The organism is Paenibacillus selenitireducens, assembly GCF_002021565.1.
Taxonomy (GTDB): Bacteria; Bacillota; Bacilli; order Paenibacillales; family Paenibacillaceae; genus Paenibacillus_K; species Paenibacillus_K selenitireducens.
Map to the genome: position 1 here is coordinate 1 of NZ_MSZX01000026.1, position 21360 is coordinate 21360.

Here is a 21360-nt window from a genome sequence, read left to right on the forward strand (position 1 = left end):
STRCSSATNDATACTNTRYCHNAGCDCGCATGACGACCGCCTTGTGGGAGGCAGGCTACAATGTGAATCACAAGAAAGTATGGCGATTGATGCGGGAGCTGTCGATCCAATCGGTCATTCGAAAGAAGCGGAAGCAGTCCAGTTACACACCTTCTGTTGTGTATCCGAATCGTTTAAAGCGCCAATTCCATGCTACAGCGCCCCAACAAAAAATGGTGACCGATATTACCTATATTTCAGACGGGACCAACTTTCATTACTTGTCCGTCATTCAAGATCTTTTCAACAACGAGATTGTCGCTTGGCAATTGTCAGATCGTAACGATGTTCAACTCGTGCTGGATACCGTTACGCAGTGGACAAGAAAAAGAGACGTCTCGGGGGCCGTGCTCCATTCGGATCAGGGCTTCCAATATACGTCTCAGGCGTACAACACACGATTAGAGGCGTTCGGCGTTAAAGGCAGCCACTCTCGCAAAGCAACCTGCCTGGATAACGCATGCATCGAATCCTTCTTTTCGCATCTCAAAACAGAGAAGCTGTACCTTAAACAGTGTAAATCAGGAGCGGAAATTCAGCAAGCGGTTGAAGAATACATTTACGATTACAACTACCATCGTTTTCAAGCCAAATTAAAACAACGTGCACCGATTGAATATCGATGCGCGTTGGCAGCTTAGCTTTTTTCATCTGTCTACTTGACAGGGGTATGACCAGTTTCCTGGGTTTTCTTTGTTTTTGCGTAAAACCGATCGATTTCTCTATTATTACCGCCAGGATGTATGCTACGATATTATGCACAGAAGATAATTACATATTAAGGAAAAATGTATTTTATCATACATTTTTGGGGCTGATGAATCGAGTTTTTTGAAAGCGGATACATACATAGCGAATCGATTGAAGGAAACAGAGTGGTCATCTTTGCAAAAACGTATCATCCCAAAAAGGAGGAAAAATAATGTGTTTTCAGACAGATATCCATTGGCCATCATTTCTCTCGCGGCATGACATGCTGTGGAAGACCAAGCCTATTAGCTGGGACGAGGGAGCTTTTATAGGAAACGGGCTTCTTGGAGCCATGATCTACAGCGAAGAACATCGTGATCAGCGTCATGTGCTCAGATTCGTGCTTGGACGTACGGACGTGACAGCTTCACGCACAGGCGGCGCCAAAAACTTTCCCGTGCGGGTGCCTATCGGAGAGCTGGCACTGGAAATGGAAGGATGGATCTACCAGCCCTGCGAGATTCGGATTGATTTATGGAATGCTGAAATGCGGGCGTTTATCCCTACAACTAAGGGAGAAGTAAGGTTACGGGCTTTGGTTCATGCCATATCGCCTGTTATGTTCATTGAACTTGACACCGATGAGGGAGAACAGGGGGCGAAAATGAACTGGTACGCCTATCCTGAAGTGAGTCCGATACTGAAAAATGCAGATGGGGTTAATTTGAATCAATATATTCCCGAGACTGCCGTAGAGAGGAGCGAAGAGCGAGGGATTTCCTTCGGTGTTCAACACTACGGCCGAGACGAAGGCTGCACAACGGCATGGAAGTTCCATGATTTCGGGATGGTAGGTGAGCATAAGGGAGATGGCGAAAATGGAGCCGGATACCGACGTATATGCCTGTTGACCGTAATGAATGGAGTTTCCGATCTGGACCGGGAAAAGGCCAGCCAGGAACTTGAAGGGATCAATATCTCAGAGTCCAGATTAGATTCATGGATTTCCGCTCATCGCCAGTGGTGGCATGATTACTATCCCGCAAGCTTCATCTCGATTCCGGATATGCAGCTCGAGAGCTTTTACTGGATTCAGATGTATAAGCTGGCATCCGCAACTAGAAAAAATCAGCTGCCCATAGATAACCAAGGCCCGTGGATGACGTCAACGCCGTGGCCGGGACTTTGGTTTAATATGAACGTTCAGATGAGTTATTCGCCAATATATGCCGCGAATCGGCTTGATCTTGGACAATCTCTTATCTCTTCGCTCCGGCAAAATGAGAAGCAACTGATACATAACGTTCCTGAACCGTTCCGCAGTGATTCAGCCGGCCTCGGGCGGAGCAGCAGCTACGATCTGAACAGTCCGGTCGATGATGAAATCGGAAATTTGACGTGGCTCCTGCACAACTGCTGGAGACATTATCGTTACTCGATGGATGAGGAGCTGCTTCGTGACTTCCTATATCCGCTCCTTCGGCGCAGCATTTGCTTGTATATGCATCTTTTGGAGGAAGGGCAAGACGGCAGGCTTCATCTGCCATTCATGGTATCGCCTGAATATGGCTCCTTCAAACAGCTCACCACCCGTGATTCCCATTACGATCTTTCGCTATTGCGTTGGGGTTGCGAAACATTGCTGCAGGCATCGGAGGGGCTCAAGATTCAGGACCCGCTGCGGGCGCGTTGGAATGAAGTTCTTGCCCGTCTGACGCCGCTACCGGTTGATCCGGCAGCAGGCTACAGAATCGGGAAGGATCTCAGCCTAGAGTTCGGCCACAGGCATTTCAGCCATCTACTCGCCGTATTTCCGCTGCATATTGCCGACCGTTCGGAGGAAGAACGGACAGTGGCGGTCCGCACACTCAGACATTGGATGGCCATGGAAGGCGATCTGCGCGGATTCAGCTTCACGGGAGCGGCTTCTATAGCGGCAGCGCTGGGCCTCGGAGATGAGGCGCTGAGCTATCTGCGCACCCTGATGCACCTCATTAAACCGAATACGATGTATAAAGAAGCGGGACCGGTCATCGAGACGCCTCTGGCCGGCGCGGAGGCAATCCAGGATATGCTGCTCCAGAGCTGGGGAAACCTGATTCGGGTGTTTCCTGCCGTTCCAGGCGAATGGCAGGAAGCCGTTATTCACAATCTGCGCGCGGAAGGCGGATTTCTTGTAAGCGCCGTCTATAAAGCGGGACGGACTGAGTTTATCCGCATCCGCAGTCTTGTTGGGGAGCCCTGCCGATTACTTACCGATTTCACAGGCTTAGAACAGGGATTCATGATTGAATCTCAAGGGAAAACGCTGGATTACAAGACGCATGGGGATCAATCTATCGAAATATCGTTGGAACCAGGCGAGGAGGCGGTTATCTACGCGGCAGGCGGCAGACAGCCCGGAGAAATTGCACCTATACAGGCTGAGCCCGGCATGTGCAATTTTTTTGGAGGAAAGAAACCTTGGCGATTATACGGAATTCCCAAATAACAACCGGGAGGTATCGGATTATGTTCAAGCAGCTGCGCAAGTACAACCGAAGCGTGATTGTAACCTGGTTGGTATCCTATATAATCGTTCTTACGGTACCTATTCTCATCAGTTTTGTAATGTATTCGATCTCGTTCAATCAGGTCAAGGCCGAAACCAACCGGGCGAATGATCTGCTGCTCGAGCAGATGGAAATGTCCATTGACAGCAAGCTGAAGGGTCTGGATCAGCTGAGCCTCGAGATCGCGTTAAACCGCAATATTTCTAGTTTCTCCAGTATTGATCTTCCGCTGTCGGATGCTCACTACTATGATCTGTTTCAAATTTCGGAGAGTCTGAGAACCTATAAAAACGCCAATGATTACATTGATCAAATCTATGTATGGTACACGAACAGCGATACAGTGATATCCACCTATGATCATATGAACCGTGAAGGTTTATTTCAAAAGCTGCGCCCGCAGCAAAATACGACTTTCGAGCAGTGGAACGGCTTATTTGAACAAAAATATGTAAACGCTTATACACCGATGAAGTACTGGGATGACGGCACGGTGGCCCCGGTGGTAGTATTCGCGCGCTCACTTGTTTTCAACATGCCGGGCCAGCCGCCTGCGGTCGTCTTATTCGTAATGAAGGATGCCAAGTTAATCGAGAGCGCTCCCCGGCATCCGGATGCAAGCATGTTCATTCTGGATGCAGAAAGCCGCTACATTGCTGCCCCGGATAATTCCGGAACACTGCCGCAGCGGCTCGGATACGAAGAGCTTCAGGGACAACGGGGCATGGTGTATAAGGAGGTACAGGAACATCAGGCGGCCGTCTCCTATATTACGTCCAAAATTACGGGCTGGAAATACGTATCCGTGGTACCGGCAACCCTGTTCAACGAGAAAATGGAGTATATGCGCAAGCTGACCTGGATCAGCATCGGGCTGTGTTTTTTGGTCGGCGGCGTCATCTGCGTACTATTTCTGCGTAAAAATTACATGCCCATCCAGGTCATGCTGCAGAGTCTTTCCCATAAATTCGGACTGCGCTTCGATGGCGGCTCGAGCGAATATTCCTTTCTGCAAGGTGCTATCCATGATTATTTTACGGAAAAGGAAGATATGCGTGCCCGCTTGGACAAGCACCGGAATACGATCCGGGCCCATCTGCTCCGCAGGCTCCTTAAAGGGGCTTTGGAGAAGGATGCACTCCTGCATGAATCTCTAGCCGCCCATCACATCCGGTTTCTATCCGAGCGGTTTGTCGTCATGCTCGTATCTGTGGATGAATACGGAAAATTCGAACAATACGGCTCGGAGGATCTGTCGGATAAAAAGCAGCAAATGCTGCATTTTATCCTGACAAACGTGCTTGAAGATACGTCAGCGGGCGAGGTTGCCGTATACGCCACAGACATGAATGATGTTCTTGCATCGGTCGTGAATTTCCAAAACGGCATTTCTGAAGAACAGGAGCAACGGATCCTTCAGCGCATTACGGCACAGATTCGTGAATTTATGGATGAGCAGATGCAGGTGAAGCTGACGATAGCGGTTGGGGAGGTTCATTCCCAAATATATGGAATTACGCAGTCCTATCAGGAGGCACTGGATGCGCTTGAATACCGGATTGTACTCGGGAGCGGGCAATTCATCCGGTATGTGGATACACATTTGAAGCAAGCATCGGAGCATCATTATTATTATCCTCTAAGCGTGGAACAGCAGCTGATTTATGTGGTGAAAAGCGGGAATTACCCGAAAGCGGAAGCACTGCTTGAGGATATTTTCAGGGAAAACTTCTCGGGTCGCCCTGTTTCCGTACCACTTGCGAAATGCCTAATGTACAACCTGGCTAGCACGATGCTGAACACGCTCGATGAGGTGAGCGTAACAAGTAAACGTACACTAGAATTGCATCTCCTCGATATGGAGCAGCTACTCGCATGTGAACATGTGCTGCAGATGAAGGAGCAGATGAAAGATAAACTGAACCAGGTGTGTGAATGGATCCAAACCGAGAAGAGGGATCATCACCGATATTTGATTGAAGATGTACGGTGTTACATAGAGGATCAATTACATGACCCCAATCTGAATATTTCCATGATCGGGGATGCCTTCCGGATGACTCCCTCTTACATATCGCGTCTATATAAGGATCACACGGGCGAAACGCTGCTCGATACGATTAACCGTTCACGTCTGGCCGAAGCCAAGGATCTCCTACAGAAACACAAGCTGACGGTCATTGAAGTTGCCGGTCGCGTCGGCTATGCGGATGTCAGCACGTTTGTGAGGACTTTCAAAAAATTCGAAGGCATCACCCCCGGAGCCTATCAAAAGGCGGCGAATTGAGCGACGCAATAAAGAAAATCACAGGCATTTTTACAATTTGCCTGTGATTTTATGTTTTGTCTATGTTCACTTTTACGGATTTGTTGAACAATGGGTATCGAATACTTCATTTTGCAAGAATATTCATTAAACAATCCTGAATCGGGGGAATGGCAATGGCGCAATATTTTCTGGCCAGTAAAAGCTTGCTAAGACAATTAAAAACGGGGGTTACGGGTATCCTGCTCATGAGCTTGGTGCTGGCGGGATGCTCCCAAGGAGGCGGCAAGGGTGGTACGGAGGCAAAACCTACACTACAGGAAGACAAAAGCGCTGCTTCAGATCTCGGCACGACGTATCCACTGAAGATAAGCGAGGGGATTTCATCTTGGGAAGGCCTAAACATGAACGCGGTTACATTCTTTCCTAATCTGGCCGATACGCCATTCGGCAAAGCGCTTGCCGAGAATACAGGAGTTCATGTGAAGTACATCCATCCGAATGAACAACAGACGAAAGAACAATTTAATCTGATGATTGCCTCGGATGAGCTTCCGGATACGATCGAGTATGACTGGACGGGACGGAGTGCGGGGTCTTATCCCGGAGGACCGGAGAAAGCGATCAAAGACGGGGTTATCTTGGAGCTGAATGACATCATTGACAAATACGCGCCAAACCTCAAGAAGAAGCTGGAAGAAGACAAGGAACTCAACAAAATGGTGAAAACGGACAGCGGGAAATATTATGTATTCCCGATGATCCGCAATCCGTCCGGGCTTGTATTCCGCGGTCCGATGATCCGCAAAGACTGGCTCGACGAATTGAATCTCCCTGTGCCTACTACGATTGACGAGTGGGAAGCCACGTTGAAGGCGTTTAAGGAGAAAAAAGGCGCGAAAGCTCCGCTTAGCGTAACGTACACAGGAGGGAACTTTGAAATTCGTGATGCCTTTATTGGAGCGTATCATACGTCCAACTCTTTTTATATTGGCGATGATGGAAAAGTGAAATATGGTCCCGTGGATCCGCAGTATAAAGATTTCTTGACACTGTTCCGCAAATGGTTTGCGGAGGGCTTATTCGATAAGGACTTTGCACTTACCGATTCGAAGGCGCTGGATAACAAGATGTTGACAGGTCAGACCGGCGCAACGGTGCATCAACTCAGCGGCGGCATAGGCAAGTGGATGGATGCGATGAAGAAGCAGGATCCAAAGTTTAAACTCGTGGGCGCTCCCTATCCGTCGTTGAATAAAGGCGAGATCCCGTTTATTGGACAGCGAGATTTCAAATACAACCCGGGGGCCAGCAAAGCCATAACGACAGCCGCCAAAAATCCGGAGCTGGTTGCGAAGTGGCTGGATTACGCTTACAGCGATGAAGGTGCTATGCTATTTAACTTTGGCATCGAAGGAGAGAGCTACACCATGGAAAACGGAACCCCTGTCTACACCAATCAGATTAAAAATAATGAAAAATACACCCTGCAGCAGATGGTTTCGATCTACTCCAAGCCGAATGGCCCATACGAAGCGGATTCGCGTCGTAACTGGAACACGTACCCTGAGCAGGATGAAGCCGTTAAGATTTGGTCCAATACCGAAGCAGAGAAGCATATATTGCCGGCTTTCCTGACGCCGACGGATGAAGAAAGCAAGGAACTCGGCAAAATCATGACGGACGTAAACAACTACAAGGAAGAAATGTTCGTGAAGTTCATCGTCGGCAAGGAAGCGATCGAAAACTACGATCAGTACGTTGCACAGATCAAGAAGCTGGGCATCAACCGGGCAGTCGAAATCTATCAGAGTGCATTGGATCGTTATAACAAGAGATAATGATGCCGGCCCGGAGGGGACTGTGACAGAAACCTTTCTCCGGGTGGCAGATTGATCATGAGGAGTGACAACGGCATGGCGAAACATCCGTCTCAAGTGCAGCATACGACCCTGCTGCCTGCTGCCCGTACCAAAATATTAGGCCGGTGGGGACTGCTGAAAGATATCCGGAAAAACCCCTGGCTGTATATCATGCTTACCCCCGTACTGTTGTACTTCACCGTGTTCAACTACTATCCGATGTACGGGGCTCTGATTGCTTTTAAAGATTTTTCCCCGCGTCTCGGAATTATGGGCAGTCCATGGGTTGGTTGGGAGCATTTCGAGTCTTTTTTTCAAGGAATTTACTTCTGGCGCGTTATCAAGAATACGCTGTTAATCAGCTTTTATGAGCTTGTTTTCGGTTTTCCCGCACCGCTGATTCTGGCCCTTTTGTTAAACGAAGTGAGGAAAACGGTGTTCAAGCGCACGGTGCAGACATTAACGTACATGCCCCATTTTATCTCGCTGGTTGTCGTTTGCGGCATTATCAAAGAGTTTACGATGAGTGACGGGATCATTAACGATCTGTTGTCGTTTTTTGGCTGGGAGCGGGTATCGCTGCTGCTTGAATCGGAATATTTCCGGACCATCTTTATCTCGTCGGGGATCTGGCAAAATATCGGGTGGGGAACCATCATTTATTTGGCAGCGTTGTCCGGTATTGATCAGGAACAGTATGAAGCAGCCCGGATGGACGGGGCAAGTCGCTGGAAGCAGATGCATCATGTGACTTTGCCGGGAATCCTGCCCACGATTATCATCCTGTTCATCCTCGAGATGGGCAGAATCATGAATGTCGGCGGCGAGAAAATCATTCTACTCTACAATCCATCCATTTACGATACGGCGGATGTGATCAGTTCTTATGTATACCGCATGGGACTGCAGGAATTCGATTACAGCTTCGGCTCGGCCGTGGGACTATTCAACTCTGCAATTAATTTTACGCTGGTCATATGCTCCAACTGGCTGAGCCGGAAGATGAACAATACGAGCTTGTGGTAGGGGGAATGAACACATGATGCGAAGAAGGGAAGGAGCATCCATCGGCGGGAAGATATTTGATGTCTTTAACTATACCCTGCTGACGGTATTAACGATTTGTACGCTGTATCCTTTGATTTACGTACTGTTCGCGTCTTTAAGCGAGCCGACCTTATATATGCAGCATTCAGGGATTTTGTGGAAGCCACTACATTTCAACTTCAATGCCTATCGTCTGGTTTTCGAGAATCCGATGATCATTCGAGGGTATTTAAATACGTTTATCGTGCTTGCAGGCGGGCTTGTGCTGAATATTATTCTTACGGCCTTTGGGGCGTATGCGTTATCGCGGAAAGGTCTTCGCTACCGCAAGCAGCTCATGCTGTTTATCGTGTTTACGATGTTTTTTAACGGGGGGCTCATTCCTTTATATTTCACGGTAAAAGGGCTCGGGCTGACTAACACGTTATGGTCACTGATCATCCCGCAGGCGATATCGGCATTCAATCTGATCATTATGAGAACCGCTTTCGAAGCCGTGCCGGACAGCTTGGAGGAATCGGCGAAAATCGACGGGGCCAATGAGTTCGTGATCCTGTTCCGCATCATGATTCCGCTGTGCATGCCTGTCATGGCCGTCATGCTGCTATATTACGGGGTCAGCCACTGGAATTCATGGTTTAACGCGATGATATATGTACAGGACCGTTCCCTTTACCCGCTTCAGCTAGTCTTACGCGAGTTGCTGCTGCTAAATGATGCCAGCTCGATGGCGACAGGCGCAAGCGGCGGGGAGGTAGCGGTTATAGGTGAGACACTTAAACACGCGACCATTATCGTGGCTACCGTTCCGATTCTGTTCGTATACCCGTTTTTGCAAAAATATTTCGTCAAAGGTGCCATGATCGGCGCTATTAAAGGCTAAACATTACTGAAATAATCTAGGGAGGTACGTTATGAATAAGCTTGCGACTGGAAGTGATCCCAAACTCGAAGGATGGTGGAGGGAGGCTCAGCAAAAAGTGGACCGGTTAATGGCCAAAGGACCAGAGCTGGCTCCGCATGCCGCGAAGGGCGGGGAATATGATGGATTGGCGCTGGACAATTGGATATCAGGTTTTTGGCCAGGGATGCTATGGATCTACTATGACATAACGGGGGATGAGAAGTACCGGAACGCCGCATGGGAATGGGATATCCACATAGAGCGGCTGATGCTCGAAGAGAACCGTTTTCATCATGACGTCGGTTTTCAATTTCTGCCGACCTCAGTTCTGAAATATAAGCTAACCGGCGATCCAGACAGCAGACGGAGAGGATTAGCAGCCGCCAACTTCCTGGCCGGACGCTTTAACCTAGCTGGACAATATCTACGGGCATGGAACAAGGATTTGCCGGGCTGGGCAATCATTGACTGCCTCATGAATTTGTCTATTCTATTCTGGGCCGCAGAGGAAAGCGGTGATCCGCGTTTCACCCATATTGCCAAAGCACATGCTGACATGGCTTTAAAGCATATGATCCGGCCCGACGGATCCACCTGCCACGTAGCGGTGTTTGATCCGGCAAACGGCGAGCTGCTGGAATATAAAGGCGGGCAGGGTTACGCGCCGGATTCCTGCTGGTCAAGAGGGAATGCTTGGGCGTTGTACGGTATGGCGAACACGTACCGGTTTACCGGAGATATCAGGTACCTTCATGCATCCCAGCGGGTAGCCCATCACTTTATTGCCTCTTTACCGGAGGATCATGTTCCGCCTTGGGACTTCCGTGTGCCGAACCAGGTAGCGGAGCCGCGAGATACTTCCGCTGCGGCAATAGCCGCTTCTGGTTTGCTCGAGCTTGCTACCTTAACCGCTCCGGAAGTAGGGGCCGTATACCATCAAGCCGCTGAACGCATACTTGCTTCTTTATCTGAGGAATATTCAGCATTCCGTGATACTGGCCATGAAGGCATTCTGTACGGCGCGACAGGTCATAAGCCCGAGGGTGTTAATGTCAATGTGTCTTTGATTTACGGGGATTATTATTATGTGGAGACGCTGGCCAAACTTCGCGGCTGGTCCCACCGTACATTTTAGCATTTTAGTTGGTTAAGAGAAGAGGTGGAGTGTATTGGATACGTTATTGACAAAAATGTGGAAATGTCGAAATTTCGCTGGAATCTGCCAGATATTGGCTTTTCTGCTGATCCTGGGATCACTAACACTACAACCATCACATGTTATGGGAGCCGCAAGCGAGACGGGAGGAGACGAAATGAAACTAGAGAAACTGATGGTAAGTGGTATCACGGCCAGCTCATCCCAGCCGAATACCAATTTCGTACCTGCCAATGTATTGGACGGGATCTGGGGAGAGGATGAGGTCAGCCAGCAAAGCCGATGGTCGGCATCCGGACAGGGAGAATGGCTTCAATTCGATCTAGGGAAGGCGCAGAAGGTCACCTATGTGAAAGTTGCTTTTTTGAATGCAAGGGAACGACTTTCGAGCTTTGATATTACAGCATCTGATTCACCCGATTTCAGTTCCGGAACGACCGTATTCCAAAAGCAGTTCAGCCGTCAACTTCAGGCCGAGGACAGCATTCTGCAGACCTACATGCTTGACCATCCGGTGAAGGCCAGATATTTGCGTCTTACCGGTTATGGAAACAATGCGAGCGGAAGCTCGGGAAATTGGAACAGCATCATGGAAGTGGAATTATATACGGGAACCCCGCCGGAGACGGGAGAGCCGAATTTGCCTCCTGCGGATGCGGGAAATGTCAATGAAGACGATGTAGAACCTCCAGTACTCAAGCATATTAAAGTCCAGTCAGCGAAGGAGCTGCAGCAGGCACTGGACCAGGCGACCAACGGCACATGGATCGAACTTCAGAATGGGAGCTATGAACAAAACGGTCCATTTGTGATTCAGAAGAAGCATGGCAGTGCAGCTTATCCGATCCGCATTACGGCAGCAAAAGCCGGCAAAGCGGTAATCACAGGCAACAGCTACATGCATATCGAAGATTCAAGCTACGTCGAGGTGAGCGGACTGAAGTTCCAGAACGGAATCGGGGATGAAGCGGGAAACCAAACTCTGATTGAGCGAGGTCTTGCCAGCCGTACGCTGACCGGTGTCCACCCAGGTGTGCAGCTGCAGAGTGCCAGCCACATTTCTATTCTCGGCAATACGTTTACTCTGGATGAGACCAACCAGCCGTATAGGTTCAAGGTGGATAATCGTTCCGTATGGTGCCTAGTTAATGTCGAAGGAAGCTGTCGGTACGGCGAGAGCAGCTATGATCCGAGCGGAGAAGCGTACAACGGGCCCACGCCATATGAAGACAATAAGCTGCTGACGGATAACGGGACTAACCGGCATTATATTCGTGTAGAAGGGAAGGGCAGCCATAACCGCATCGCCTATAACGACATTGGTCCAAAAAAGGGCTTTGGCGCAGTAGTGATTTATGACGGAGAGGGGCACAGCGGGCAAAGCATTTCGCAATACGATGTCATCGAATACAATCATTTTCATGATATCGGTCCGCGGGTCAGTAATGGTCTGGAGGCGATCCGACTTGGGCTATCTAGTCTATCCCTGTATTCTGGCCATGTGACCATTCAGCATAATTTATTTGACGGTTTAAACGGGGAAGACGAGATTATTTCGGTGAAAAGCAGCGATAACATTGTCCGTTATAATACGATACGCAACTCCTATGGTGGCATTGTATCACGGCACGGCAACCGCAACAGCTTCTACGGCAATTTTATTCTCGGAGACGGCAAAACACCTGGTCTCAGCGGTTTCCGCATCTATGGCAACGATCATAAAATCTTCAATAATTATATGGAGGGGCTAACCGACAAGGTCATTCGTCTTGACGGCGGTACGCATGACGGGGGGTCTGAAGGTGGAACGAATCCAACCGTACGATGGGGAGGAGATAAGGAGCAAACCGCTGAGCTGAACAGTCTTCCGGAAGAGGAAAGAACAGAGCTTCTGCGCGGGCATTGGAGACAGTACAACGTCCAGATTTTTCACAATACGATTGTCAATGTAGGCGACAGCACCCCTGCGATCACTCTTGGCGGAAGAACCTATCAACCCGTAGGAACGAAAATATACAACAATCTAATCTTCAGCAATGCAGGCACGATCTTTAATGAAACCAGTGCAATGATGAAAGCTCCGGCAGCTGAACGACCTGAATATAAAGGCAATATGGTTGAAGGAATTGCGTTAGCTTCGAACAATCCCGTTGTTGGCGGAACGGTCAAAAAAGTAGATCTGCGGTTGGTCCGCGGTATAGACGGATTAATCCGCTTATCCGTTTACAGTCCTGCCATTGATGCAGCCGTCAGCCCCTTGTTCACTCTTGATGACATGGATGGGCAGATGCGGTATGCGCCGGATGTGGGTGCCGATGAATTCAATGCTGGCGGACCTAAGAAGAACCGCCCGCTTACGACTGCAGACGTGGGTCCCGGGGCTTTATGGAAGTGAGATTGTTACGAATAGGATTGTCAACGTTTCCGAATTGACATTTGCCTACATCAAAACAGCCCGATCATTTGGTGACCGGGCTGTTTAAACTCGAGAATCTTATAAGCAAAAGGAATCAACGGGATAAAGTATGTAAAAACAGGCTGCCGGCTGCATGAATCGGCAGCCGTTTCACGTAAAAATTGGTCATAATAAAATCAATAATAGTCAGTGGAGGATTGTGTCGGTTAGACTTATAATCGGTTTAATAAAGCAGTTTACGGGATTCTGTGGGTTGCTTTATTACAGGAAGATAGGATTGTCAAGACAAAGTGTTTGATGGGCATGAGAAATTAACATACAAGGAAGGAGGGATAAAGTTTTTTTAAAAAGTTAACATGATTTCATGCTGATTAAAGATCATACCGCTTAAAGGCACAGTCATCTAGAATCTTATATTTTATCTATCAAATCTTAATAATAGATTTAGGAGGATCGATCTTTCATGAAAAAGCTGTTAAGTAGTGTAGTCTGTGCAGTTATACTTTTAAGTACTTTAAGTACCCATCATGTTTTGGCGAATGATAGCGCTATTAAATCTCATGTTGTTGAATCTGGTGGACAATATGAAAAACGTGGATATATCTTAAAAGTGATTAATGAGGTGGATAATCCCGCAATCAATCCTATTATTAGTGATTTTGTTGAACTATATTTTGATGTCTATCCAAAATTATTAACAAAGTATGCTGCTGATCCAAAAACTGCAACCAAAAAAGTGATTTTAAAATTCGATCCTACATACGATGGAGTAGCATATGCAGATGATGGGATGATTGTTGTAAGCTCTAAATGGATCCTTAATCATCCATGGGATTTAGGGCTACTTACACATGAGTTAACTCACATTGTACAATCGTATCCAAGGTATGACGATGAGACATGGTGGATTACAGAAGGTATAGCAGATTATGTTAGATATGTATACGGACCTCACCAAGAAGATTGGAAATTTACCGAACCCAAAAAAACTGATAATTATAATGGTGGTTATGGAGTGACTGCACGCTTTTTATTATGGATCGAACAAAACAAGAATAATAAAGTAGTAGATATTTTAAACAAACAAATGCAACAAAATACTTTCAATATTAATGATTTTAAAGACATAACAGGGCAATCAGTTGAAGATTTGTGGGCGGAATATATGAACAATCCTTATGTGAAAATCAAATATAAAATTAAACCAGAGTAAACGGGATAAAGGATTATAAAAACAGGCTGCCGGCTGAATCGGCAGTCTGTTCACATTAAAATTGGTCATAACAATTCAAAAATAGTCAGTGGTGGAGGATTATGCCGGTTAGACTTATAATGGGTTAATAAAGCAGCTTACGGGATTTCGTCGGTTGCTTTATTTATATCATGGGATATTAGAAGGTAGGGAAACAAGTGCGTCTGCGGCAAGCGTCCGTCAGGAAATTACGAATTCGATGCAATCCCGGGTTCATTTCTAGTCATGATTAAGCTATCGGATACTATAGTTTTCTTGCTTTGACTACAAAAGTTACAGGAAGCATCTTTGCTTTTTTTGCAAAATCGCTGTTATCGTCCCGCGATTGCATAATTTCATCATCAGATTGCTCAATCATTTGCTCAATTACAAATCCCGCTTTTGCCAACGCATTCACATAGGTTGATAGTTTACGGTCCGATAATGTTAGCGCATCTTCATCAAGAGATACCGAATACCAAGATTCATCAAAATAACATTTTTTAAAAGCAAGCATATTATTTTCTGCAACAACACACTTATGTATAGGATGAGACCAACTGAAAATAAATACACCGTCTTTTTTAAGATAAGAAGCGATCCGGGAAAAAGTACCCTCAAGGTCGGTGGTCCAGCCTATGGCATAAATCGAATAAACAAAGTCAAAATAATCCAATGGTATGCCACATTCTTCTTCCATGGGAGAACAGATCAATTTTGCTGAAAGACCGCATGTCTTCAAATGTTGCGCTGCCTTTTCGATTTGTTTTTCTGATATATCCACAGCCCATAGTTCAGATGCTTTACGTTCCCCCTGATATTGCAAGGATTGACCGTTTCCACAGCCTATCTCCAGCATCTTTTTCCCTGAGACATCGCCAAAAAGCTGGCATTTTTCTTCTGAGACAAATGCTCCATAAAAAGGAAGCACGATTGCTCCTAAGAAGTCATTTCCTTTTGTATCCCAATAGAAACTGTTTGTTTTATAAACAGAATTCTTGTCCATGCCGACGCCCTCCCCAAATATAAATTATATGAGCCTAAACGTATATCCCGACTTGCGCGTTATCCCAATAACACATATCGAACACGAACACTCTGCGCTATTGATCCCCCAAAAATGTACCATTTTTCTATGAACAAATCCACCTAGAATCTCCCATCCTGTGGCAATAATTCAGAAGAGTGGGTTATACAAGACCAGCATGGAACGGCAGGGTAAGAATAGGGAAGGCGGATTATTTTGTGAAACCTGGTCTTACGGTTTGTATATTGATGTATTCTGGATTGCTGATGAATATAGGAATAAAGGATATGGAAAAGTCATGATAACCGAAGCTGAACGACTAGGGAAAGAAATTGGCTGTATTTTTGCTCATACTTGCACATTCTCCTATCAATCGCCGGAATTCTATAAGCGGATGGGCTATGAGGTTTTCGCCGTTAATGATGAATACCCAGAAGATATAAAACAGTTTTTCTTAAAGAAGAAATTGTAAGATATCTATCAACCAAATAACTATAGAATTATATTCAAACAAAGGAGATGCATATTTTGAGCAAAAAGGTAGATTATAAAAAAGATTATAAGCAATTCTATATGCCAAAAACGGTGCCGGAAATTGTGGTGGTACCGACGATGCCATTTTTTATGGTCAGTGGAACTGGGAATCCGAATGGTGAGGAATTCGCCAAGGCAACAGAAGCTTTGTACAGCATGAGCTATACTGTGCGTATGTCCTACAAAAGTGAAGATGTACCCACTGGATACGCCAACCCGATTTTTTGACTGAAGAAATGTTCGAGCGATTTTTGGAACAGACGATAAGGAAAAAGCAAAATCCGTTCCTGGAGAAAGTTCGGTTCGAGCATGTGGAAGAGGGATTGAGTTGTCAAATGATGCATATGGGAAGCTTTGACGATGAGCCGGAAAGTTTTTTGCGAATGGAAGCATTTTGCACTGAACATCGATATATCCGTTCAAGCAAAATTCATCGGGAAATTTATTTGTCGGATCCCCGTAAGACTGAACCGTCAAAGATGAAAACCGTATTAAGATTCCCAGTAAACAAACCCTGATATTCGGAATATTGAATTCGACTGGCATACAGTTTCGTGAAAACAAAAATGGATTGAGGAATTTCCTCAATCCATTTTTTATAAGCGAATCTTAAAACACACTGCGTACTAGTCCTCCGTCAATCCGGTAAGCGGAACCGTTAATGGCCGAGGAAAGAGGGCTGCTTAAGAAGGTAACAAGGTTGGCTATTTCTTCTGGCCGAATAAGCCTTTGAATGATGGATGTTGGCCGATTCTCTCTCATAAATCGTTTCTCAGCTTCTTCTACTGTCATTTTTTCATTAGGATAGAGAGTATTTAACCAAGCCTCTACGCCTTCAGTTAAAGTGGAACCAGGCATAACGGTATTAACCGTTACATTCGTTCCTTTGGCCAGCTCGGCTAAGCTCCTGGAAATCGAGAGCTGCATCGTCTTGGTTGCGCTATAATGAGCCATTTCTTGCGAAGGCATGATGGCCGCCTCGCTGGCAATAAAGATGACTCGACCTTCATTATTCTGAATCATTCGGCTTAGATAGTGACGGGAGAGCCTGACACCACTCATAATGTTGACCTCGAAGAATCTAAACCAATCTTCATCCGGAATATCGAAATATTCGGCAGCCTCGAATATGCCGAGGTTGTTAATCAAAATGTCAACGTCAGCATATTTCTCAATCACCTGTTGACATCCTTGCTCAGTCCCTAGATCCGCGACTACGGATTCGAGTTTAGCGCCGGCATGCCGGTCTTGAATTTCCTGGATCGTGTTAATCACTTTTTCTTCACTACGCCCATTAATAAGTACCTTGGCGCCTTCAGCTGCTAATGATGCGGCGATCGCTTTTCCGATTCCTGCCGTAGACCCCGTAACAAGTGCTGTTTTTCCTTGTAAATGAAGTTGCACGCGTATTCCTCCAACAATTTTAATATGGATATTAACCGTAATGTTATTAATAGGCCGTAAATCGAGGCATCCAAAAGATTTCTATCATTGTAAGTGATGCCGGTTTTTGCCCCTTCGATTTCAAGATAATAGGACCTATGATTACTTAGCGAAACGACCCGACGTTTGCGTTCAATCCATTCGTTATTAACCTGAGTTGTTCCTGTCATCATAAAGTGGAATATTTGTACACCATGATTCGTGATATCTACAGCAATCGATTGTCCTGCTTCCTTCGCCAAATCGATTATTTTAAATTACTATTTCCAATTTTTGTTCAAAAGATTCGATACTCATATCCATCACCTCATTGGTTCTATAAGTACCTTCTGGCTGATGAATGTTATTATGATATATAACAAATCATATGAAAAGTACGCACTTTTTTGTGATATAGGTACTAAAAAGTGCCTATTTAAGTTAACGAGGAACGATAGTTAAATCATGATATAAAGGCAGCCGGTCAAACGATCAGCTGCCGTTTTCATTGAAGTAACGGGCTGGATAGCGTAGTGATTATCGACTTAAAGAGTAGTTATGTAAGGTTAGATAAAAATTGATTATAACTATTTATTACCAAACGGATTATCAAAAAAATAGTAAAATAATACTGTGTTTATTTTACTCAATAGATTCATTTTGGCAATTCGAACAAGAAATGAAAGGGGGAGTGGCGTTGATTGAACATAGCAATCTTGAAGAATATCAAGATCCGGTAAATTACGATCTTGAATTTGACGGTGAAATAGACAAATATCAGTTCTATCTTGAGCTTGCTAGATCGAGTCCTGGGGAAGTGTTAGAACTTGCTTGTGGTACAGGCTTAACAACGATACCCCTGTCGAAAGCCGGCATAACGATGACCGGTGTAGATATCTCTTCAGAGATGCTCGCATATGCGCGGTTGAAGGCGGAAGGGTTGACTGTTACTTTTATGGAAGGCGATGCCCGGACCTTCGAATCGGATAAGCGATTTTCGATGATTTATTTGACTGGTAATGCTTTTCAGGCATTCTTAAGTGATCAAGATCAACTCGATTTGCTCACGACCGTTCACAAACATTTACAACCCCATGGAATCTTTGCATTCGAGACCCGTAATCCGGAGGGAACGGATTTATCCGATCAAGAGGAGACAGAATGGGGATCATTTATTGATAAGGATGGGAATAACGTCAAGGTATCAGGCACACAATGTTACGATGCTAGCCAGCATATCATGCATTGGGTCACGATGCGTGATTGGGGGTATAAGCGAACGACTTCCCGAATTGCTTGTCGGTTCACGGATCAGGATACGCTGCATTCTTTATTAACCCGTCACGGCTTTCGCGTCGAACATCAATATGCTGACTGGGATAAAACGCCGTTCTCTCCGTCATCTTCATCTATCATTAGCGTTTGTAGGAAATGTTAGGTGAGACGTAATGCATTGCAATAGAAAAAATCCCCTCAGGTCGAGGGGATTTTTGGTGATCCTAAGTTTAGCATACTTTTCGCATTAATAATTCAATCGGTCAATGACAAAAACATAGATATTTGACCGATCACCTCATTCGTGCTTAACCTACAGGCAGATAGCTCAGCGAGGCTAAGTCCATTTGACCCAGTACCGTTTACGCCTTATGCCTCTCGTTCATAGATACACAAACGTTATCGGAAATTCTTGTAAAGAATGACAAAAAAATCGTTGGAGATGAGTGTATGGATATAAGCGTAAGAAAGGCAAGAATTGAAGATGCTAATGACTTGTCTGAATTATTCATTGAGTTTATTGGAACTGATTCCAACATTGCAAAGATGCAAAATCAGTTAGAGATTATTTCGACACAGCCAAACTACTATGTTGCAGTTGCATGTAAAGACGAAAAGGTAATTGGAACAGCTATGGGAATCGTATGCCCGGATATTGTAGGAGAGTGTCAACCATATTTGTTGGTAGAAAATGTTGTGGTTTCGTCAACGTATCAAGGAAAGGGAATTGGTAAGATCCTCATGGCTACACTTGAGGATTTTGCTAATAAAATGCACTGTTCTTACATAATATTGGCTTCTGGTGGAAACCGAGAACAAGCACATAGATTTTATGAGTCAGTAGGATACATGGGCACTAAAACTGGATTTATTAAACGAATGGAATCTGCTCGCTTATAGTTAAAACGATAAAGAGTAACATGCGCATAAACCATCACAGGCGTCTGGTCTATTAGCCGATGTGTCTAGGGACAAGAACATGTATTCATAACCAATGAGCGAAGCAAAAACATGCCACGGTTGCGAAAATTAGTCGTAGTTTATTTATGGATTAACGGACAGCAGCCTGATAAAGCGCGTTGAAGGCGCGGATGTCCTCTGCTTTGATGTATAAGCCACCTTCATGTTATCCAACATTTGCCTATTTATTCAGAAAACTTCAGGTGTTATACTAATCTGTCGATAGCGTAAAGGATATACATTTTGTCTGTTCTTATATCAAGAAGCTCGAGGTAATATAAACATAATACAGTCATCAGGGGGAATGGTCATCATGAAGAAACGTATTGCTGTACGCTTATTTATTTTTATTTTTGTCCTAAGTTTGGTCCTTCCAGGACAAGCTTCGATGGAAGCGTTTAGCCAAGAACCGGTTATTAAGGATAAAAATCTCGAACAAGCGATTCATTCGTGGTTAGCTAAAAAAGGCGATGAACCACTTACCAAAGCGGATTTAGAATCTCTCACCGTTGTATCTTTATCAGGTAAAGGAATTAAAGATCTGCAGGGATTAGAGTATGCCGTCAATGTCACGCAACTCGATCTAAACAATAATGAAATTACGGATCTTACACCGCTTAAGAAGCTTTCAAAGATCCGTGATCTCAGCCTCAAAGCAAATCAGATCTCATCGATTGAGGAATTGTCAGCTCTGAAGGATTTGAAGTATCTAGAAGTAAGCTGGAATCAGATATCATCCTTGGATGTAGTGAAACAATTGCCTCACCTAATCGAGTTGGACGCCGACCATAATCAAATTTCGAATGTTCAAGCACTCTCTAGTGCCGCAGAATTAGCGTATTTGAAAATGAGCGACAACGCGATAGAAGACATAGTTCCCCTCGGCAACATGAAGAAGCTGACATATCTTAATGTGTCTTACAATAAGATTAAGGATTTTTCGCCGCTACGGAAGCTATCCAAAAGTCTGACGTATCTAGGGATTAGCGGAAACCGGGCTACTGATCTTAAGCTGCTAGAAGGATTCAACAATCTCGAAGGTCTCTCTGCCAACAACAATAACATCGAGAGTCTTGCCCCTTTAGCGAAATTAACTAACTTGTCTACATTGGATCTATCCTCCAACGAGATTAAAGATTTAGACCCGTTAAAACAATTGAACAAGCTAGATATCCTCTACTTGGATAACAACCGAGTGTGGAATTTGGAACCGTTAAGAAATTTGAAATCCCTAAGAATTCTAAATTTGAACAATAACCGGGTATGGGATCTGGAGCCGATTCAAAATAATAGTTATGACTTTCATTTTGATACGGGGGCAGAACGCTACGGACTGCAGTTGAACGATAACTACTTGGACTTAAGCCAAGGAACCCAAACCTATCAAATATTTAACAAATTGAATGCGGATCGTTATGGTATTATCTCTCAGCGTAAGACTCAACGCTTGATGATCGGCAGCAAGACAGCCTATGTGGGCGACAGTATCTACAATATAACAGCAGCGCCATTCATTCAGACAGGCCGTACCTACGTACCTATTCGTTTCATTTCCGAGAAGCTAGGGGCAAAGGTCAACTGGAACCAGAGTACGAAAGAGGTAACGATTCAAAAGGACGGTAAAACGATTCGTTGGTCTGTGGGGAATAAGCAAGTTAAGATAAACCAGCAAACTGTGATGTCCGACGCTCCTTTACTACAGAAAAATAACAGCACTTTCGTTCCTGTACGCTTTGTGTCGGAGCAGCTTAATACTTCTGTTGAATATTTAGGCAGCAAAAAAATGGTCATCATATTCGAGAATAAGACCGCATAACAGAATTCAATATCAATATTAGGACGCATCTAAGGACACTGGGTTGCGTCCTTTCTTAAAGACTTGCCGTTTCAGACAGCGCGGATAACCGTATCACAAATAGTGGTAAAGCAGAAGACGCTGAAACCGTTATATCGAACCTAACTAGTTTCTGCTAGGTAAG

General features: G+C 45.3%; 18 protein-coding genes. 15 read left to right on the forward strand and 3 right to left on the reverse strand.

All coding sequences use genetic code 11. From position 1 onward, the window contains the following. Positions 1–29: 29 nt before the first annotated feature. The 9 genes from BVG16_RS31440 (at position 30) to BVG16_RS31480 (ending at position 14145) form a co-directional block, all read left to right on the forward strand. Entirely contained in the window at positions 30–680 is a 651-nt protein-coding gene (locus BVG16_RS31440; RefSeq protein ID WP_078503146.1) for an IS3 family transposase, read from the forward strand. Positions 681–961: 281 nt separating this feature from the next. After that, positions 962–3220: a glycosyl hydrolase family 95 catalytic domain-containing protein gene (locus BVG16_RS31445; RefSeq protein ID WP_078503147.1), complete on the forward strand. Its 2259-nt coding sequence runs from the start codon at positions 962–964 to the stop codon at positions 3218–3220. 20 nt (positions 3221–3240) lie between these two features. Continuing rightward, on the forward strand, positions 3241–5568 hold the full coding sequence (locus BVG16_RS31450; protein ID WP_078503148.1) for a helix-turn-helix domain-containing protein: 2328 nt from the start codon (positions 3241–3243) through the stop codon (positions 5566–5568). 155 nt (positions 5569–5723) lie between these two features. After that, complete coding sequence (locus tag BVG16_RS31455) at positions 5724–7388, forward strand: extracellular solute-binding protein (RefSeq protein ID WP_078503149.1); 1665 nt, start codon at positions 5724–5726, stop codon at positions 7386–7388. Positions 7389–7580: 192 nt separating this feature from the next. Next, entirely contained in the window at positions 7581–8435 is an 855-nt protein-coding gene (locus BVG16_RS31460) for an ABC transporter permease (RefSeq protein ID WP_233147233.1), read from the forward strand. A gap of 16 nt (positions 8436–8451) precedes the next feature. Continuing rightward, positions 8452–9339, forward strand: a complete 888-nt coding sequence (locus BVG16_RS31465) for a carbohydrate ABC transporter permease (RefSeq protein WP_078503172.1) — start codon at positions 8452–8454, stop codon at positions 9337–9339. A gap of 31 nt (positions 9340–9370) precedes the next feature. After that, entirely contained in the window at positions 9371–10495 is a 1125-nt protein-coding gene (locus tag BVG16_RS31470) for a glycoside hydrolase family 88 protein (protein WP_078503151.1), read from the forward strand. 178 nt (positions 10496–10673) lie between these two features. Continuing rightward, on the forward strand, positions 10674–12911 hold the full coding sequence (locus tag BVG16_RS31475; RefSeq protein WP_158081854.1) for a chondroitinase-B domain-containing protein: 2238 nt from the start codon (positions 10674–10676) through the stop codon (positions 12909–12911). A 484-nt stretch (positions 12912–13395) separates the two neighbouring features. Beyond that, complete coding sequence (locus tag BVG16_RS31480) at positions 13396–14145, forward strand: basic secretory protein-like protein (protein WP_078503153.1); 750 nt, start codon at positions 13396–13398, stop codon at positions 14143–14145. Between the two features lie 283 nt (positions 14146–14428). Here the strand turns inward: BVG16_RS31480 and BVG16_RS31485 are convergent, their stop codons facing one another. Further along, a complete protein-coding gene (locus BVG16_RS31485) occupies positions 14429–15169 on the reverse strand; it encodes a class I SAM-dependent methyltransferase (protein WP_078503154.1) in 741 nt (246 codons plus the stop codon). Positions 15170–15368: 199 nt separating this feature from the next. Between BVG16_RS31485 and BVG16_RS31490 the strand changes: the two genes are divergently transcribed. From BVG16_RS31490 to BVG16_RS33930, 3 genes are all read left to right on the forward strand, one after another. Further along, on the forward strand, positions 15369–15662 hold the full coding sequence (locus BVG16_RS31490) for a GNAT family N-acetyltransferase (RefSeq protein WP_078503155.1): 294 nt from the start codon (positions 15369–15371) through the stop codon (positions 15660–15662). A gap of 56 nt (positions 15663–15718) precedes the next feature. Then, on the forward strand, positions 15719–15952 hold the full coding sequence (locus tag BVG16_RS33605; protein WP_233147230.1) for a hypothetical protein: 234 nt from the start codon (positions 15719–15721) through the stop codon (positions 15950–15952). Between the two features lie 107 nt (positions 15953–16059). Beyond that, entirely contained in the window at positions 16060–16242 is a 183-nt protein-coding gene (locus tag BVG16_RS33930) for a GyrI-like domain-containing protein (protein ID WP_332888826.1), read from the forward strand. 91 nt (positions 16243–16333) lie between these two features. On the opposite strand, the gene BVG16_RS31500 is transcribed toward BVG16_RS33930, so the two are convergent. Both BVG16_RS31500 and BVG16_RS34160 read right to left on the reverse strand, forming a co-directional pair. Beyond that, positions 16334–17128 carry an SDR family NAD(P)-dependent oxidoreductase gene (locus BVG16_RS31500; RefSeq protein WP_078503156.1) on the reverse strand — a complete coding sequence of 265 codons (795 nt, stop codon included), beginning with the start codon at positions 17126–17128 and terminating at the stop codon, positions 16334–16336. Then, positions 17047–17409, reverse strand: a complete 363-nt coding sequence (locus BVG16_RS34160; RefSeq protein ID WP_158081855.1) for a heme-binding protein — start codon at positions 17407–17409, stop codon at positions 17047–17049. The genes BVG16_RS31500 and BVG16_RS34160 overlap by 82 nt, the downstream gene beginning before the upstream one ends. Positions 17410–17837: 428 nt before the next feature. Between BVG16_RS34160 and BVG16_RS31510 the strand changes: the two genes are divergently transcribed. From BVG16_RS31510 to BVG16_RS31520, 3 genes are all read left to right on the forward strand, one after another. Further along, positions 17838–18584, forward strand: a complete 747-nt coding sequence (locus BVG16_RS31510; RefSeq protein WP_233147232.1) for a class I SAM-dependent DNA methyltransferase — start codon at positions 17838–17840, stop codon at positions 18582–18584. A gap of 287 nt (positions 18585–18871) precedes the next feature. Next, positions 18872–19321 (forward strand): GNAT family N-acetyltransferase, encoded by a 450-nt coding sequence (locus tag BVG16_RS31515; RefSeq protein WP_078503159.1) that lies wholly within the window; start codon positions 18872–18874, stop codon positions 19319–19321. A 373-nt stretch (positions 19322–19694) separates the two neighbouring features. Beyond that, positions 19695–21197, forward strand: a complete 1503-nt coding sequence (locus BVG16_RS31520) for a leucine-rich repeat domain-containing protein (protein WP_078503160.1) — start codon at positions 19695–19697, stop codon at positions 21195–21197. Positions 21198–21360 lie beyond the last annotated feature (163 nt).

Bases quoted from the DNA above. Each gene is read 5' to 3' on its own strand.
- BVG16_RS33930 (WP_332888826.1), top strand. From the start codon at position 16,060: ATGATGCATATGGGAAGCTTTGACGATGAGCCGGAAAGTTTTTTGCGA.
- BVG16_RS31490 (WP_078503155.1), top strand. From the start codon at position 15,369: ATGGAACGGCAGGGTAAGAATAGGGAAGGCGGATTATTTTGTGAAACC.
- BVG16_RS31485 (WP_078503154.1), bottom strand. From the start codon at position 15,169: ATGGACAAGAATTCTGTTTATAAAACAAACAGTTTCTATTGGGATACA.
- BVG16_RS31460 (WP_233147233.1), top strand. From the start codon at position 7,581: ATGCTTACCCCCGTACTGTTGTACTTCACCGTGTTCAACTACTATCCG.
- BVG16_RS31480 (WP_078503153.1), top strand. From the start codon at position 13,396: ATGAAAAAGCTGTTAAGTAGTGTAGTCTGTGCAGTTATACTTTTAAGT.
- BVG16_RS31440 (WP_078503146.1), top strand. From the start codon at position 30: ATGACGACCGCCTTGTGGGAGGCAGGCTACAATGTGAATCACAAGAAA.
- BVG16_RS31465 (WP_078503172.1), top strand. From the start codon at position 8,452: ATGCGAAGAAGGGAAGGAGCATCCATCGGCGGGAAGATATTTGATGTC.
- BVG16_RS31445 (WP_078503147.1), top strand. From the start codon at position 962: ATGTGTTTTCAGACAGATATCCATTGGCCATCATTTCTCTCGCGGCAT.
- BVG16_RS31515 (WP_078503159.1), top strand. From the start codon at position 18,872: ATGGATATAAGCGTAAGAAAGGCAAGAATTGAAGATGCTAATGACTTG.
- BVG16_RS31450 (WP_078503148.1), top strand. From the start codon at position 3,241: ATGTTCAAGCAGCTGCGCAAGTACAACCGAAGCGTGATTGTAACCTGG.
- BVG16_RS31455 (WP_078503149.1), top strand. From the start codon at position 5,724: ATGGCGCAATATTTTCTGGCCAGTAAAAGCTTGCTAAGACAATTAAAA.
- BVG16_RS31470 (WP_078503151.1), top strand. From the start codon at position 9,371: ATGAATAAGCTTGCGACTGGAAGTGATCCCAAACTCGAAGGATGGTGG.
- BVG16_RS31475 (WP_158081854.1), top strand. From the start codon at position 10,674: ATGAAACTAGAGAAACTGATGGTAAGTGGTATCACGGCCAGCTCATCC.
- BVG16_RS31520 (WP_078503160.1), top strand. From the start codon at position 19,695: ATGAAGAAACGTATTGCTGTACGCTTATTTATTTTTATTTTTGTCCTA.